We start from the raw sequence: 16364 nt of genomic DNA, 5'->3' as shown, positions 1-16364 counted from the left end.
AAAGACGAAGGTGGTCGCCACACTCCATTCTTCAAAGGTTACCGTCCACAGTTCTACTTCCGTACTACGGACGTAACGGGTGACATCACTCTTCCTGAAGGTGTTGAAATGGTAATGCCTGGCGACAACGTACAAATGACAGTGACTTTAATTGCTCCAATTGCAATGGATGAAGGTCTACGTTTCGCAATCCGTGAAGGTGGTCGTACTGTAGGTGCTGGTGTTGTTGCGAAAATCTTTGAATAAGATTTGACGAACAGCTAGTAAAAAGGGCATCATTTGATGCCCTTTTTCTGCGCTATAAAAAGAGATGAATGACAAGGTTTGTCATTTTCTGCTCAAAGCAAAGAATTTTGTGAAAAAGATCTCATTTTTTTCATGGCATGCGTTGGGTTCCAATGCGATGGAATGTGCCCTGCAACAGCGGGGTTGTTGTCGTCTATATTTAAGACTTGTCACAGGTTGGTTTTATGAAAGCAAATGCTGAAACTCCTGATAGCTCAAATGCAGCAGATACATTAAAGTGGATTGTCGCTGTTATTCTGCTTGCTGCTGCTGTTGTTGGAAACGCTCTTCTTGGTGGTGGTGAAGAGTTTACATTGTATGAGCTAAACGTAGTATTCCGTGCAGCAGGTGCAGTCGCACTCGTCGGTGCTGCATTGGCTGTTATCGCTACAACGGGTAAAGGTAAAGCAGCAATCACTTTTGCAAATGAAGCAAAAGTTGAAGTTCGTAAGGTGGTTTGGCCAACTCGCCAAGAAACCATGCAAACAACATTGATTGTATTAGCAGTTAGTATAGTTATGGCTTTAGCGCTTTGGGGAATCGACGGCATTATGGTTCGTTTGGTTGCTCTAGCGACTGGAGTTTGAGGGTTTTAATACATGAGTGAAGCTCCTAAAAAACGCTGGTATGTGGTTCAAGCCTTCTCTGGATATGAAGGTCGTGTTGCACAATCTCTTCGCGAGCACATTAAGATGCACGATATGGAGGAACTTTTTGGTGAAGTTCTTGTTCCAACAGAAGAAGTTGTGGAAATGCGTGCAGGTCAACGCCGTAAGAGTGAGCGTAAGTTCTTCCCAGGTTATGTCCTAGTTCAGATGATCATGAATGATGAATCATGGCACTTAGTGCGCAGTGTGCCGCGTGTCATGGGCTTCATTGGTGGTACCTCTGATCGTCCTGCTCCAATTTCTGATAAAGAAGCGGATGCAATTCTAAATCGTCTTGAGAAAGCAAGCGAAGCCCCTCGTCCTAAGACGATGTTTGAGGCTGGTGAAGTGGTTCGTGTTAACGAAGGACCATTTGCTGACTTTAACGGAACGGTTGAAGAAGTGGATTACGAGAAAAGCCGAATTAAAGTGTCTGTATCGATCTTTGGTCGTGCAACACCGGTTGAACTCGAGTTTGGTCAAGTCGATAAGCTTGACTAAAAAAACACCTATTATAGGGTTGTTAAAGGCGCGAATTATGATTATAATTTCGCGCCTTTTTACTTCGAAGGAAGTAGAAAGGTTTGTATCTAACGGGGAGCTTACCAACAGGTTGGCGTTTGAACCCAAAATTTAGGAAATATCATGGCTAAGAAAGTTGAAGCTTATATCAAGCTGCAAGTTGCAGCGGGTATGGCAAACCCAAGTCCACCGGTTGGTCCTGCACTAGGTCAGCATGGTGTGAACATCATGGAATTCTGTAAAGCGTTTAACGCAAAAACAGAATCTGTAGAAAAAGGTCTACCGATCCCTGTTGTTATCGCAGTATACAACGACCGTTCTTTCACTTTTGAAACAAAGACTCCGCCAGCAGCAGTTCTTCTTAAGAAGGCCGCGGGTGTTAAGTCGGGCTCTGGTCGTCCAAACACTGAGAAAGTGGGTACAGTTACTGACGCTCAACTTCAAGAGATCGCAGAAACTAAAGCTGCAGACATGACAGGTGCTGACATCGAAGCGATGAAGCGTTCTATCGCAGGTACTGCTCGTTCAATGGGCCTAGTGGTAGAGGGTTAATATTATGGCAAAACTTACTAAGCGTATGCGCGTAATCCGCGAAAAAGTTGACGTAACTAAAGAATACGAAATCAACGAAGCTGTTGCACTTCTTCAAGAACTAGCGACTGCTAAATTTGTTGAGTCTGTAGACGTTGCTGTTAACCTAGGCATCGATGCTCGTAAATCTGACCAGAACGTACGTGGTGCAACTGTACTACCTCACGGTACTGGTCGCGAAATCCGCGTTGCAGTGTTCACTCAAGGTGCAAACGCTGAAGCAGCCAAAGAAGCTGGCGCAGATATCGTAGGTATGGAAGATCTTGCTGAGCAAGTGAAGAAAGGCGAAATGAACTTCGACGTAGTTGTTGCTTCTCCGGATGCAATGCGTGTTGTTGGTCAACTAGGTACTATCCTAGGTCCTCGCGGTCTAATGCCAAACCCTAAAGTTGGTACTGTAACTCCTAACGTTGCTGAAGCTGTTAAAAATGCTAAAGCTGGTCAGGTTCGTTACCGTAACGACAAGAATGGCATCATCCACACGACTATCGGTAAAGCTAACTTCTCAGCTGAGCAACTTCAAGAGAACCTAGAGTCTCTTCTTATTGCTCTTAAGAAAGCTAAGCCATCTTCAGCGAAAGGTACTTTCCTGAAGAAAATCAGTATCTCTACTACAATGGGTGCTGGCGTTTCAGTTGATCAGGCTAGCCTGAACACTCAAACGGCATAATAAATTTGATTAGGCGTGAAATTTATGTATAATCTCGCGCCTAATATTTGTGGTTGGGGCTAAGTTTTTCTTTCGAGAAGACTGAGTCTCCGTCCAAGACCGTAGGCGTTTGCATTAGCAGACTTAATCAAACCTACGTAGACGGTGTCCGAACCTAAAGAAAGCTGACTTTTTAATAGATAGCCTTTCTTCTGGAACTGCACCGTTTTAACTCTCACATCATTTTGATGTGAGTGGTGTAACGACAACCAGGAGTAAATCCAAGATGGCTTTAAACCTTCAAGACAAACAAGCAATTGTTGCTGAAGTCAACGAAGCTGCCAGTGGTGCACTTTCTGCAGTTGTAGCTGACTCTCGTGGCGTTAACGTTGGCGCAATGACTTCTCTACGTAAACAAGCTCGTGAAGCGGGTGTTTACATGAAAGTCGTGCGTAACACGCTAGCACGTCGTGCGGTTCAGGGTACTGACTATGAGTGTCTTGTAGACACTTTCACAGGTCCTACTCTAATCGCGTTCTCTAACGAGCACCCAGGTGCTGCGGCGCGTCTTTTCAAAGACTTCGCAAAAGAGAACTCTGACTTCGAGATTAAAGCTGCTGCATTTGAAGGCGCAGTAACTGACGCTGAAGTACTAGCAACACTACCAACTTACGACGAAGCAATTGCACGCCTAATGATGTGCATGAAAGAAGCTTCAGCTGGCAAGCTGGTACGTACTATCGCTGCTATCCGCGATCAAAAAGAAGAAGCAGCTTAAGGCTTGCTTTTTACTGGTTGCAAAATAAACTTATTGTTGACTTAAAAGAGAATTGTTATGTCTATTACTAACGAGCAAATCCTAGACGCAGTTGCAGAAATGTCTGTAATGCAAGTTGTTGAGCTTATCGAAGCTATGGAAGAAAAATTCGGCGTTACTGCTGCAGCTGCTGTTGTAGCTGGTGGCGCTGCTGGCGGCGAAGCTGCTGCTGAGCAAACTGAATTTGACGTAATCCTAACTGCTGTTGGCGGTAACAAAGTTGCTGTAATCAAAGCAGTACGTGGCGCTACAGGTCTAGGTCTTAAAGAAGCTAAAGGTCTAGTTGACGGCGCTCCAGCACCTCTGAAAGAAGGTATTGACAAAGCCGAAGCTGATGCTCTTAAAGCACAACTAGAAGAAGCTGGTGCTTCTGTTGAAGTTAAGTAATTATTACTTAACTTCTTAGCCGACAGGCTAATGGCTGGTGGTTTATTGACCACCGGCCTTTTTGCGCTGTAGGGTATAGGCGAATTTTCCTGCTGTTTAAGCGCCTTTATCCATGCAAAAAAACGAATAAGCAACCTTGCTAATTCGTTCTACAGTAAACAGTTGTTTAGTCACTGTCCCTTACCCCTCCTTAAGTAACTAGGAATGGGCGGACAGTTTGGGTCACTTATCAGCGAGCTGAGGAACCCCATGGTTTACTCTTATACCGAGAAAAAGCGCATCCGTAAGGACTTTGGTACTCGTCCACAAGTTTTGGACATTCCATACCTGCTATCGATCCAGCTCGATTCGTTCGACAAATTTATCGAACAGGATCCTGAAGGACAATACGGTCTTGAAGCTGCTTTTCGTTCTGTGTTTCCAATTCAGAGCTACAACGGCAATTCTGAGCTGCAATACGTTAGCTACCGTCTTGGTGAGCCAGTTTTTGATGTTAAAGAATGTCAAATTCGCGGCGTCACTTACTCAAAGCCACTGCGCGTAAAACTGCGTCTAGTTGTTTTTGATAAAGATGCGCCAGCAGGTACTGTAAAAGACATTAAAGAACAAGAAGTCTACATGGGTGAAATTCCACTCATGACAGACAATGGTACCTTCGTAATTAATGGTACCGAGAGGGTTATCGTATCCCAGCTGCACCGAAGCCCAGGCGTGTTCTTCGACAGCGATAAGGGTAAGACCCACTCATCAGGTAAAGTTTTATACAACGCACGTGTTATCCCTTACCGTGGCTCATGGTTAGACTTTGAGTTCGATCCTAAGGATAACTTGTACGTACGTATCGACCGTCGTCGTAAGCTACCTGCTTCAATCATCCTTCGTGCACTGAGTAAAACGACTGAAGAAATCCTAGATATCTTCTTCGAGAAAGTGAATTTCGAAGTGAAAGACCAAACGCTTCTTATGGAGTTGGTTCCTGATCGTCTGCGTGGTGAAACTGCGTCATTTGACATTGAAGCGAATGGCAAGACTTACGTCGAGACTGGTCGCCGTGTGACTGCACGTCATATTCGTCAGCTAGAAAAAGACGGCGTTGATTACATCGAAGTACCTATCGAATACATCGTTGGTAAAGTATCTTCGAATGATTACATCAACGAAGCCACTGGCGAAATTATTGTTGGTGCAAACCAAGAGATTAGCCTAGAAGCATTGGCTAACTTGTCTCAAGCTGGTCACAAGAAGCTTGAAGTGCTGTTTACAAACGACCTAGACCACGGTCCGTTCATGTCAGATACATTACGTATCGACAGCACAACTGATCGCATCTCTGCATTGGTAGAAATCTACCGCATGATGCGCCCAGGTGAGCCACCGACAAAAGAAGCAGCAGAAGCGCTATTCGAAAGCCTATTCTTCGCTGAGGAACGTTACGACTTATCTACTGTTGGTCGTATGAAGTTCAACAGTTCTATTGAGCGCGAAGACGCTCTAGAGCAAGGCACACTTGATGAAGTTGATATCATCGAAGTGATGAAGAAGCTTATCGCGATCCGTAACGGTAAAGGCGAAGTGGACGATATCGACCACCTTGGCAACCGTCGTATTCGTAGCGTAGGCGAAATGGCAGAAAACCAATTCCGTGTTGGTCTAGTACGTGTAGAGCGTGCGGTTAAAGAGCGTCTAAGTCTAGGCGACCTTGATGCAATCATGCCTCAAGACCTCATCAACGCGAAGCCCATTTCTGCGGCAGTTAAAGAATTCTTTGGTTCTTCACAGCTTTCACAGTTTATGGATCAGAACAACCCTCTTTCAGAAGTAACGCACAAGCGTCGTATTTCTGCATTGGGTCCTGGTGGCTTGACTCGTGAACGTGCTGGCTTCGAAGTGCGAGACGTACACGTAACTCACTACGGTCGTCTATGTCCTATCGAAACGCCTGAAGGTCCAAACATCGGTCTAATCAACTCTCTATCTGCGTTTGCGCGTTGTAATGAGTATGGTTTCCTAGAAACACCATACCGTCGCGTAGTCGATGGGATTGTTACCGATGAAGTAGATTACCTATCTGCTATTCAAGAAGGTCAATTCATCATCGCTCAGGCTAACTCTGGTCTAACAGAGGACGGCACATTCGTAGAAGAATTGGTTACAGCTCGTCAAAAAGGTGAATCTGGTCTGCACCCACGTGATCAAGTTGATTACATGGACGTTGCGACAAACCAGGTTGTATCTGTGGCGGCATCGCTTATTCCATTCCTAGAGCACGATGATGCAAACCGTGCCTTGATGGGTGCGAACATGCAACGTCAGGCTGTTCCGACTCTGCGTGCTGATAAGCCTCTTGTTGGTACTGGTATCGAGCGTAACGTAGCCGTTGACTCCGGTGTAACAGCAGTTGCTAAGCGTGGCGGTGTTATCCAGTCGGTTGACGCATCACGCATCGTTGTGAAAGTAAATGAAGATGAGTTGGTTCCTGGTGAAGCAGGTATCGACATTTACAACCTGACTAAGTACACGCGTTCTAACCAGAACACATGTATCAACCAGCGTCCAACTGTACTACCGGGTGAACCAGTAGCGCGTGGTGACGTTCTTGCTGACGGTCCTTCAACCGACCTTGGTGAGTTGGCACTTGGTCAGAACATGCGTATCGCGTTCATGCCTTGGAACGGTTACAACTTTGAGGATTCCATCCTTGTTTCTGAGCGTGTTGTTCAGGAAGACCGTTTCACGACTATTCACATTCAAGAACTTTCTTGTGTGGCGCGTGACACTAAGCTTGGCTCTGAAGAGATCACAGCTGATATTCCAAACGTAGGTGAATCTGCTCTGTCTAAACTAGACGAGTCAGGTATCGTTTACATCGGTGCTGAAGTGAAGGGTGGCGACATCCTAGTTGGTAAAGTAACGCCTAAAGGTGAAACTCAGCTAACGCCTGAAGAGAAGCTACTACGTGCAATCTTCGGTGAAAAAGCATCTGACGTTAAAGATACTTCACTGCGTGTACCAAACTCTGTTTCCGGTACCATCATCGACGTTCAAGTCTTCACTCGCGATGGCGTAGAGAAAGACAAGCGTGCGCTTGAAATCGAACAAATGCAGCTTAAAGAAGCGAAGAAAGATTTGACTGAAGAATTCCAGATTCTGGAAGGCGGTCTTCTTGCTCGTGTTAAAGCCGTATTGATTTCTGGTGGTTACTCTGAAGCGAAGCTAGACACAATCGATCGTAAGAAGTGGCTTGAGCAGTCCCTTGATGATGAAAATCTTCAAGCGCAGCTAGAGCAACTTGCTGAGCAGTGGGACGAGCTGAAAGCAGACTTCGATAAGAAGTTTGAAACCAAGCGTCGCAAGATCACTCAAGGTGATGATCTAGCACCTGGCGTTCTTAAGATTGTTAAGGTTTACCTAGCGGTTAAACGCCGTATTCAGCCTGGTGACAAGATGGCTGGTCGTCACGGTAACAAGGGTGTTATCTCTAAGATCAACCCTGTTGAAGACATGCCTTACGATGAAAAAGGCGAGCCAGTAGACATCGTGCTTAACCCACTGGGTGTACCGTCTCGTATGAACATCGGTCAGATCCTTGAAGTTCATATGGGTCTTGCTGCGAAAGGTATTGGCGACAAGATCAACCAGATGCTGAAAGAACAGCAAGAACTGCATAAGTTCCGTAACTTCCTACAAGAAGTATACGATCTGGGCGACACGCGTCAGAAAGTTGATGTTGCAGCACTAAGCGATGAAGAAGTACGTACCTTGATACAGAACCTTCGTGGTGGTCTGCCAATCGCAACTCCAATCTTCGATGGTGCTCCAGAAGCATCGATCAAAGAGCTATTGAAGTTGGGTGACTTGCCTGAATCTGGTCAGCTGCGTCTGTTTGATGGTCGTACTGGTGATGAGTTTGAGCGTCCTGTAACTGTAGGTTACATGTACATGCTGAAACTGAACCACTTGGTTGATGACAAGATGCACGCACGTTCAACCGGTTCTTACAGCCTAGTAACTCAGCAACCACTTGGTGGTAAAGCTCAGTTCGGTGGCCAGCGTTTCGGTGAGATGGAAGTATGGGCACTTGAAGCATACGGTGCTGCTTACACTCTACAAGAAATGCTAACGGTGAAATCGGATGATGTGAATGGTCGTACTAAGATGTATAAGAACATCGTAGACGGCAACCACAGCATGGAACCTGGTATGCCAGAATCGTTCAACGTATTGTTGAAAGAGATTCGCTCACTAGGTATCAACATCGAGCTAGAAGACGAAGAGTAATCTCTTTCCCTCTTAATGATCATTAAGAGGTAAGGAAAGCGATTATTTGGTAGAAGGCGCTCACTTTAGCGGGTGAGCTCCTTTTAACTCCTTACAGGAGCTGATTGTGAAAGACTTATTAAACTTTCTAAAAGCACAGCATAAGACCGAAGAATTTGATGCAATCAAAATCGGTCTATCTTCACCAGACATGATTCGTTCGTGGTCTTTTGGTGAAGTGAAAAAACCTGAAACGATCAACTATCGTACGTTCAAGCCTGAGCGCGATGGTCTGTTCTGTGCGCGTATTTTTGGTCCAGTTAAAGACTACGAATGTCTTTGTGGTAAATACAAGCGCCTGAAGCACCGTGGTGTAATCTGTGAGAAGTGTGGCGTTGAAGTTACACAAACTAAAGTTCGCCGTGATCGTATGGGTCACATCGAATTGGCTTCTCCTGTTGCCCACATCTGGTTCCTAAAATCACTGCCGTCTCGTATCGGTTTGTTGATGGATATCCCACTTCGTGATATCGAACGCGTACTGTACTTTGAAATGTACGTCGTAACAGAACCAGGCATGACTGATCTAGAAAAAGGTCAGATGCTAACAGAAGAAGAATACCTAGACCGCTTGGAAGAGTGGGGCGATGAATTCACTGCTAAGATGGGTGCTGAAGCGATCAAAGATCTGCTAAGCACTATGGATCTTGGTCGTGAAGCTGAGCAAATGCGCGAAGAGCTAGAAACAACTAACTCTGAAACTAAGCGTAAGAAGGTAACTAAGCGTCTGAAAATCGTTGAAGCGTTCATTCAATCGGGTAACAACCCTGAGTGGATGATCCTAACGGTTCTTCCTGTGCTTCCGCCAGATCTACGTCCTCTAGTTCCACTAGATGGCGGTCGTTTTGCGACGTCTGATCTGAACGACCTTTACCGTCGTGTTATTAACCGTAACAACCGTTTGAAGCGTCTTCTAGAGCTAGCGGCTCCGGACATCATCGTACGTAACGAAAAGCGTATGCTGCAAGAGTCTGTTGATGCCCTTCTAGATAACGGTCGTCGCGGTCGTGCGATCACTGGTTCTAACAAGCGTCCTCTGAAATCTCTTGCTGATATGATCAAGGGTAAACAAGGTCGTTTCCGTCAGAACCTTCTAGGTAAACGTGTAGACTACTCTGGTCGTTCTGTAATCACAGTTGGTCCATACCTACGTTTGCATCAGTGTGGTCTTCCTAAGAAGATGGCACTTGAGCTATTCAAACCATTTATCTACAGCAAGCTAGAAACTCGTGGCATGGCGACGACAATCAAAGCTGCTAAGAAGATGGTAGAGCGCGAAGAAGCGATCGTTTGGGATATCCTAGACGAAGTTATCCGCGAACACCCAGTACTGCTTAACCGTGCACCAACACTTCACCGTCTTGGTATCCAGGCGTTTGAACCAGTACTTATCGAAGGTAAAGCGATTCAGCTTCACCCACTAGTGTGTGCGGCATACAACGCCGACTTCGATGGTGACCAGATGGCGGTACACGTACCTCTAACTCTGGAAGCGCAGCTTGAAGCACGTACACTGATGATGTCGACGAATAACATTCTGTCGCCAGCGTCAGGTGATCCGATCATCGTACCTTCTCAGGACGTTGTATTGGGTCTTTACTACATGACTCGTGACAAGATCAACGCAAAAGGCGAGGGTATGTACCTTGCTGGTCCTGAGGAAGCTGAAAAAGCATACCGCACGGACTCTGTTGAGCTTCACACTCGCGTAAAAGTACGTATTACTGAAACTGTTGTTGATGAAGACGGCAATAGCACAACGAATACTGGTTTAGTTGATACCACTATCGGTCGTGCAATGCTTTGGCAAATCGTGCCATCAGGTCTTCCATTCAGCCTAGTGAACCAAAAACTTGGTAAGAAGCAAATCTCAACGCTTCTTAACGAGGCTTACCGTAAGCTTGGCTTGAAAGACACAGTTATCTTCGCTGACCAAATCATGTACACAGGTTTTGCTTATGCGGCAATGTCTGGTGTATCTGTTGGTATCGACGACATGGTTGTACCAGACGCGAAGTACACTGAAATTTCTGACGCAGAAGAAGAAGTTCGCGAAATTCAGGAGCAGTTCCAATCTGGTCTTGTTACTGCGGGTGAGCGATACAACAAAGTTATCGATATCTGGGCGTCTACGAACGACCGCGTTGCGAAAGCAATGATGGATAACCTGTCTTCTGAAACAGTGATTAACCGTGACGGTGAAGAAGAGCAGCAAGAATCGTTCAACAGCATCTACATGATGGCCGACTCCGGTGCTCGTGGTTCTGCAGCGCAGATTCGTCAGCTTGCTGGTATGCGTGGTCTGATGGCACGTCCAGATGGTTCAATCATCGAGACGCCAATCACCGCGAACTTTAAAGAAGGTCTGAACGTACTTCAGTACTTTATCTCTACTCACGGTGCTCGTAAGGGTCTTGCGGATACCGCACTTAAGACAGCGAACTCCGGTTACTTGACGCGTCGTCTAGTAGACGTTGCTCAGGATGTCGTAGTGCACGAACACGATTGTGGCACTCACGAAGGTATCGACATGATGCCTCACATCGAGGGTGGTGACGTTAAAGTAGCATTGACAGAGCTTGCGCTTGGTCGTGTTGTTGCTGAAGACATCGTGAAGCCAGGTACAGAAGATGTATTGATTCCACGTAATACTCTGATTGATGAGAAGTGGTGTCAGATTATCGACGAAAACTCTGTTGATAAGATGAAAGTACGTTCTGTAGTAACGTGTGATTCTGACTTCGGTTGTTGTGCACAGTGTTACGGTCGTGACCTAGCACGTGGTCACCTAGTGAACCAAGGCGAAGCAGTTGGTGTTATCGCTGCTCAGTCTATCGGTGAGCCGGGTACACAGCTTACGATGCGTACGTTCCACATCGGTGGTGCGGCTTCGACAGCAGCAGCTGAGAACAGCATCCAAGCGAAGAACAAAGGTTCTATCAAGCTTCACAACGCGAAGTTTGTAACCAACAAAGACGATAAGCTAGTGATTACTTCTCGTGCTTCAGAACTTACCATCATTGATGAGTTCGGTCGTACGAAAGAGAAGCACAAACTGCCTTACGGTTCCATCTTAAGTAAGAAAGACAATGACCCAGTAGATGCAGGCGAAACGGTTGCTAACTGGGAAGCGCACACCATGCCAATCATCACTGAAGTGGCAGGTCGTATCCAGTTCGTGGACATGATCGACGGCGTGACTGTTTCTCGTCAAACTGATGATCTAACAGGTCTTTCTTCAAGTGAAGTAACCGATGCAGCGGCTCGTCCTTCTGCAGGTAAAGACATGCGTCCAGCGGTTAAGCTGATTGACGCTGCAGGTAACGATGTAATGATTCCTGGTACAGACATGCCAGCTCACTACTTCCTACCTGGTAAAGCAATCGTACAACTAGAAGACGGTGCGGAAGTGGGTGTGGGTGACACACTTTCACGTATTCCTCAGAAATCAAGTGGTAACAAAGATATCACTGGTGGTCTTCCACGAGTTGCTGACTTGTTTGAAGCACGTAAGCCAAAAGAGCCTGCAATCCTTGCTGAGCACACAGGTACTGTGAGCTTTGGTAAAGAGACGAAAGGTAAGCGTCGTCTAGTAATCACTCGTGAGGGTGGTGAAGCTTATGAAGAAATGATTCCTAAGCATCGCCAGTTGAACGTGTTTGAAGGTGAGAAGATAGAACGTGGTGATGTTATCGCCGACGGTCCAGAAGCACCGCATGATATTCTACGTCTACGTGGTATCCGTGCAGTAACAGAATACATCGCGAACGAAGTTCAAGAAGTATACCGTCTGCAAGGGGTTAAGATTAACGATAAGCACATTGAGACTATCGTTCGTCAAATGCTACGTAAGTGTACAATTACTCACGCTGGTGACTCTGAGTTCCTACCTGGTGAGCAGGTTGAGTACTCTCAGGTTAAGATTGCTAACCGTCAGCTAGAAGCTGAAGGCAAAGAGCTGGTTCGCTATGAGCGTGAGCTTCTTGGTATTACCAAAGCTTCTTTGGCAACAGAATCGTTCATCTCTGCGGCTTCATTCCAGGAGACAACACGCGTACTAACAGAAGCTGCGGTTTCTGGTAAGCGTGATGACCTTCGTGGCCTGAAAGAGAACGTAATTGTTGGTCGTCTAATCCCTGCTGGTACTGGTTTTGCCTACCATCAGGAGCGTCAAAAGCAACGCGAAGACCAAGGTCCTTCCGCTGAGCAAGCGACAGACAACCTAGCAGCACTTCTAAACGCAGGTTTCTCTACTGAAGAGTAATCAGTGCTAAGATAAGAAAAAGGCACCGAAAGGTGCCTTTTTTGTATCTGATATATTTAGGAGAAATAAGTCACTCAGTAAAATGGGTATACAGTGAACTCAATACCCAAACAAAACGATAAGTGCCCAAAATACCAAACTACCAAGGAGTCACTCAACTTAGCTAAGAAGTATCGTAACCAAGAGCAGCTAAGCTCCTGGAGGTACGGCTAGACTGTCTGCAATCAGCTGAATGAGCTGGTCTTCAACTTCAAAGCGCGTTTCTAAAATTTCCCCAATCAATGACAGTTCACTTTCTAATTCCTTTAACGGATCATCTTCATTAACCGTTGCGTACTTATCGGTGAAATTCAGTAAAGGATCGGTAGTGAGAACGATCTTACCGTAAGTGTCGTTGATATCATCAGTGGGTGAGTAGCCGGTCGATTTCCAGCGATCCATCACCATATCATAAATTTTGAAATGACCTTCAGATATGTAGTCAACCAAATGCTGGCAGAAGTGTTGTAAAACGTCGGGAGAAGGCAGACCAGAAACAGCCGTCCCCTTTGCGGTTTGTGGAGTTGCAAGCTTACAATATTCCACTACCAGCGATTGACGTGTATCCAGCCAATGATCGATGACTTCGCTGGAGCCACCCCACTGTTCTTGTACTTGTTTGAATTTATTCAGCATGACCATGTCCTCATGATCTGATTACTAGCCAATCAGCAATCTAAGCCTCTGAAACCAGAGGAGTCCATTTAAAATGCAATCTCTTGCTCTATATAGAATTTATAGATCGGATCTTACTGAGCTACAAACTCTGGTAAGAAATTAGATTGCCAGTAAAATGGTTGAACTTCAAGCAAAGAGGGTTAGGCATGCTCAAAAATGAAGAGTCCGTATATTGGTGTGTAGTGGAAGGTAGCGATGTCTGGTTTAAAGATGGGATGCTACCTTTTGGCTGTGCTAGCTCATTGAATTTACAGGCTGAGAATGCTCATCAAATCGGATGTTATCAAGGGAAAAAATTGGTTTGGTTAAACCACCAAGATGTGGAGCAAACCCTTGATTTAGTCTCTTTGCGTTCATTACTTCATTTGCCTGAAGAACTTTTTTTGCTGATAAGCCGAGCGATTCAATTTGGTCACATGAGTCAAAGTTTGAGATTTTGCCCTCAGTGTGGGGGGCGAAATCACTTGAATTGCAATCAACTCGCCATGCAGTGTTCTGATTGTAGGACGTTACATTACCCGCGTATATTTCCCTGCATCATAGTCGCGGTTCGAAAAGGGGATCAGTTGTTACTCGCTCAGCATAATCGTCACAAGCGTAGTATGTATACGGTGATAGCGGGGTTTGTTGAAGTTGGGGAAACGCTAGAGCAGTGTGTCGCACGTGAAGTGGAAGAAGAAACTGGGATTAAAGTATCCAATATAAAATATTTTGGAAGCCAGCCGTGGGCATTTCCGAGCAGTTTAATGATGGGGTTTATTGCTGATTATGCTGGTGGAGAAATCAGAATAGATCGAACGGAGCTGGTGGATGCGCAATGGTTTGATTTTAATCAGTTACCAGAGGTAGCACCTGAAGGCACGATCGCCAAAGCGTTAATCACTCAGGTAATTGAAAGTAAATAAGTTATTGAGCTTTAAAATAAAAAAAACCTCCGGTCAGACCGGAGGGGTAAGTAAGATGTCGTTATGAGATACTGAGTATTAATATACTCAGTTATTATAGTTTTCGCTAGCGATCAAATTTGTAACATGCGCTCTCTAATGAATCAATTTCACATTGATTTTTATCGCTAATAACATGATCCAGGTTGCAAAGCCCAGATTTCCATAATGGAGATAAGTGGTAGAATAGCGACTTTCCAACATATTTAAGAAGCCGGAATGACTGAATTAAAAAACGATCGCTACCTGAGAGCTCTTTTAAAAGAGCCTGTCGATTACACGCCTGTCTGGATGATGCGTCAAGCAGGTCGTTATCTTCCTGAATACAAAGCAACTCGCGCTGAAGCAGGGGATTTCATGTCACTTTGCAAGAATGCCGAGCTGGCTTCAGAAGTGACGCTCCAGCCTTTGCGTCGTTTCCCACTTGATGCAGCCATTCTGTTTTCTGACATACTAACTATCCCTGACGCGATGGGTCTCGGGCTTTATTTCGAAACGGGTGAAGGCCCTAAGTTTAGCAGCCCAATCACATGCAAAGCTGATGTTGATAAAATCGGTATCCCTGATCCTGAAGGAGAGCTTCAGTATGTCATGAATGCTGTGCGCCAAATTCGCAAAGATCTCCAAGGTGAAGTGCCTCTAATTGGCTTTTCTGGTAGCCCTTGGACACTGGCTACGTATATGGTCGAAGGGGGAAGTTCAAAAGCTTTCACCAAAATTAAAAAGATGATGTACGCAGAACCGCAAACACTTCATTTGCTGCTAGATAAGTTAGCTGACAGCGTTGTTGAGTACTTGAATGCCCAAATCAAGGCTGGTGCTCAGTCTGTGATGGTATTTGATACTTGGGGTGGTGTATTGACACCTCGTGATTACAACGAGTTCTCACTGCGTTACATGCACAAGATTGTGGATGGATTGATTCGTGAAAACGATGGTCGACGTGTCCCTGTTACTTTGTTTACTAAGAACGGCGGTATGTGGTTAGAGTCTATCGCAGCGACGGGATGTGATGCTGTAGGTCTTGATTGGACCATCAATATCGCAGACGCGAAAAAGCGTGTTGGTGATAAAGTTGCGCTTCAGGGCAATATGGACCCTTCAATGCTGTACGCTCAGCCAGATCGAATTCGCCAAGAAGTGGCGACAATTTTAGAAGGCTTTGGCGAGGGTAACACTGGTCATGTCTTTAACCTTGGTCATGGTATCCACCTTGACGTGCCGCCAGAAAACGCTGGTGTGTTTGTTGAAGCGGTGCATGAACTGTCAAAGCCCTACCATAAGTAACTATTTATTATATGTAGCAAGCTAGTATATGTATCAAGCGCGCATTGCTTAGCAGGCGCGCTTTTTTGTACAGGTATAAAAGTATTTAGATCATAGTAGGCCAATTAGTAAAATAGCTGCACACCTTTTTTTTGTTATTTTATTTCAATCTGTTAAGGCTGCCTTTTCTTCTGTCGGATCAATGCGTGTAGCTTTTGGGGTGTTTAGATCATTATGATCCAAATGCTATATACCCAAGTAACCTCAAGATGCTTGGTTCAGCGAGAATGAACTGGCTTTTCAGACAAGACACCGATTTGAAGATCTAGTGACTCTAAATCAAAAATCGGTAACGCAGTATGAAAGCCAGTTAAGCTCGCCCTTGGGAGCCTATATTCTGTCCCAATTCATCGTCAAAGAACTTGGAAAGGATTCGTCATTCCGCTGCGTCCTTTTCCTTGAATTGAAACAGAATATTAGGCTCTGAATCCTGTATCTTGAGGCCACTTGGCTATAAAGCCTGTAAAACGGTCTGCTGTATGAAAGGGACAACTTCAGCTTCGAACCAAGGGTTTCTTTTGAGCCACAAGGTGTTTCTTGGTGAGGGATGGGGAAGTGGTAAATATTCAGGTGCCCATGTTTGCCAGTCTTTAACGGTGTCTGTTAACGTCTTTGGTCTATCTTGAAGGTAGTACTGTTGAGCGTATTGCCCAATTAGAAGTGTCATTTCAATGTTCGGAAGGTTATCCAAAACGGAAGCATGCCAACGTGGTGCGCACTCTTTTCTTGGTGGAAGATCGCCACTCCTTCCTTTTCCCGGGTAGCATAACCCCATTGGCATGATGGCAATTTTAGATGCGTCATAGAACACATCCTTGTCTGTGCGACCTGAAGTCGTATGAAGCGTTGTTCACCGCTTTATGAGTGAACCGTCTGTATCACCAGATGAACCTACGAG

11 protein-coding genes and 2 pseudogenes are annotated in these 16364 nt (G+C 45.4%); 11 read left to right on the top strand and 2 right to left on the bottom strand.

Translation table 11 applies throughout. From position 1 onward, the window contains the following. The 9 genes and pseudogenes from tuf to rpoC form a co-directional block, all read left to right on the top strand. Nucleotides 1-246, top strand: a pseudogene (gene tuf / locus Q8W40_RS27505) (elongation factor Tu); the annotation flags it as partial. Nucleotides 247-470: 224 nt separating this feature from the next. Next, nucleotides 471-872, top strand: coding sequence for a preprotein translocase subunit SecE (secE, locus tag Q8W40_RS27500; protein ID WP_101114262.1), 402 nt, complete (start codon nucleotides 471-473; stop codon nucleotides 870-872). Nucleotides 873-884: 12 nt separating this feature from the next. After that, nucleotides 885-1433: a transcription termination/antitermination protein NusG gene (gene nusG, locus Q8W40_RS27495; RefSeq protein WP_101114261.1), complete on the top strand. Its 549-nt coding sequence runs from the start codon at nucleotides 885-887 to the stop codon at nucleotides 1431-1433. A 144-nt stretch (nucleotides 1434-1577) separates the two neighbouring features. After that, on the top strand, nucleotides 1578-2006 hold the full coding sequence (rplK, locus tag Q8W40_RS27490; protein ID WP_101114260.1) for a 50S ribosomal protein L11: 429 nt from the start codon (nucleotides 1578-1580) through the stop codon (nucleotides 2004-2006). A gap of 4 nt (nucleotides 2007-2010) precedes the next feature. Beyond that, nucleotides 2011-2715 (top strand): 50S ribosomal protein L1, encoded by a 705-nt coding sequence (rplA, locus tag Q8W40_RS27485; protein WP_101114259.1) that lies wholly within the window; start codon nucleotides 2011-2013, stop codon nucleotides 2713-2715. Between the two features lie 265 nt (nucleotides 2716-2980). After that, complete coding sequence (gene rplJ / locus Q8W40_RS27480; RefSeq protein ID WP_101114258.1) at nucleotides 2981-3472, top strand: 50S ribosomal protein L10; 492 nt, start codon at nucleotides 2981-2983, stop codon at nucleotides 3470-3472. Nucleotides 3473-3529: 57 nt separating this feature from the next. Then, nucleotides 3530-3898, top strand: a complete 369-nt coding sequence (rplL, locus tag Q8W40_RS27475; protein WP_104400290.1) for a 50S ribosomal protein L7/L12 — start codon at nucleotides 3530-3532, stop codon at nucleotides 3896-3898. A 249-nt stretch (nucleotides 3899-4147) separates the two neighbouring features. Next, nucleotides 4148-8176, top strand: a complete 4029-nt coding sequence (gene rpoB / locus Q8W40_RS27470) for a DNA-directed RNA polymerase subunit beta (protein WP_305402038.1) — start codon at nucleotides 4148-4150, stop codon at nucleotides 8174-8176. Between the two features lie 106 nt (nucleotides 8177-8282). Then, nucleotides 8283-12479 carry a DNA-directed RNA polymerase subunit beta' gene (gene rpoC / locus Q8W40_RS27465; protein ID WP_305402037.1) on the top strand — a complete coding sequence of 1399 codons (4197 nt, stop codon included), beginning with the start codon at nucleotides 8283-8285 and terminating at the stop codon, nucleotides 12477-12479. 189 nt (nucleotides 12480-12668) lie between these two features. On the opposite strand, the gene rsd is transcribed toward rpoC, so the two are convergent. Beyond that, on the bottom strand, nucleotides 12669-13160 hold the full coding sequence (gene rsd, locus Q8W40_RS27460; RefSeq protein WP_174715136.1) for a sigma D regulator: 492 nt from the start codon (nucleotides 13158-13160) through the stop codon (nucleotides 12669-12671). Nucleotides 13161-13342: 182 nt separating this feature from the next. On the opposite strand from rsd, the gene nudC reads away from it, so the two are divergent. Both nudC and hemE read left to right on the top strand, forming a co-directional pair. Continuing rightward, nucleotides 13343-14101 carry an NAD(+) diphosphatase gene (gene nudC, locus Q8W40_RS27455; protein WP_305402039.1) on the top strand — a complete coding sequence of 253 codons (759 nt, stop codon included), beginning with the start codon at nucleotides 13343-13345 and terminating at the stop codon, nucleotides 14099-14101. Between the two features lie 258 nt (nucleotides 14102-14359). Beyond that, the gene (gene hemE, locus Q8W40_RS27450) at nucleotides 14360-15427 is read left to right on the top strand and encodes a uroporphyrinogen decarboxylase (protein ID WP_305402036.1); all 1068 of its coding nucleotides are present in this window, start codon (nucleotides 14360-14362) and stop codon (nucleotides 15425-15427) included. A 490-nt stretch (nucleotides 15428-15917) separates the two neighbouring features. Here the strand turns inward: hemE and Q8W40_RS27445 are convergent. Then, nucleotides 15918-16286, bottom strand: a pseudogene (locus Q8W40_RS27445) (uracil-DNA glycosylase family protein); the annotation flags it as partial. Between the last annotated feature and the right edge of the window lie 78 nt (nucleotides 16287-16364).

The sequence above is a fragment of the Vibrio penaeicida genome (assembly GCF_030689305.1).
Lineage (GTDB): Bacteria > Pseudomonadota > Gammaproteobacteria > Enterobacterales > Vibrionaceae > Vibrio > Vibrio penaeicida_B.
This window is presented reverse-complemented; position numbering and strand designations above follow the sequence as displayed.

Coding starts and splice junctions, on each gene's coding strand:
- secE (WP_101114262.1), top strand. CDS start 471: ATGAAAGCAAATGCTGAAACTCCTGATAGCTCAAATGCAGCAGATACA.
- nusG (WP_101114261.1), top strand. CDS start 885: ATGAGTGAAGCTCCTAAAAAACGCTGGTATGTGGTTCAAGCCTTCTCT.
- rplK (WP_101114260.1), top strand. CDS start 1,578: ATGGCTAAGAAAGTTGAAGCTTATATCAAGCTGCAAGTTGCAGCGGGT.
- rplA (WP_101114259.1), top strand. CDS start 2,011: ATGGCAAAACTTACTAAGCGTATGCGCGTAATCCGCGAAAAAGTTGAC.
- rplJ (WP_101114258.1), top strand. CDS start 2,981: ATGGCTTTAAACCTTCAAGACAAACAAGCAATTGTTGCTGAAGTCAAC.
- rplL (WP_104400290.1), top strand. CDS start 3,530: ATGTCTATTACTAACGAGCAAATCCTAGACGCAGTTGCAGAAATGTCT.
- rpoB (WP_305402038.1), top strand. CDS start 4,148: ATGGTTTACTCTTATACCGAGAAAAAGCGCATCCGTAAGGACTTTGGT.
- rsd (WP_174715136.1), bottom strand. CDS start 13,160: ATGGTCATGCTGAATAAATTCAAACAAGTACAAGAACAGTGGGGTGGC.
- nudC (WP_305402039.1), top strand. CDS start 13,343: ATGCTCAAAAATGAAGAGTCCGTATATTGGTGTGTAGTGGAAGGTAGC.
- hemE (WP_305402036.1), top strand. CDS start 14,360: ATGACTGAATTAAAAAACGATCGCTACCTGAGAGCTCTTTTAAAAGAG.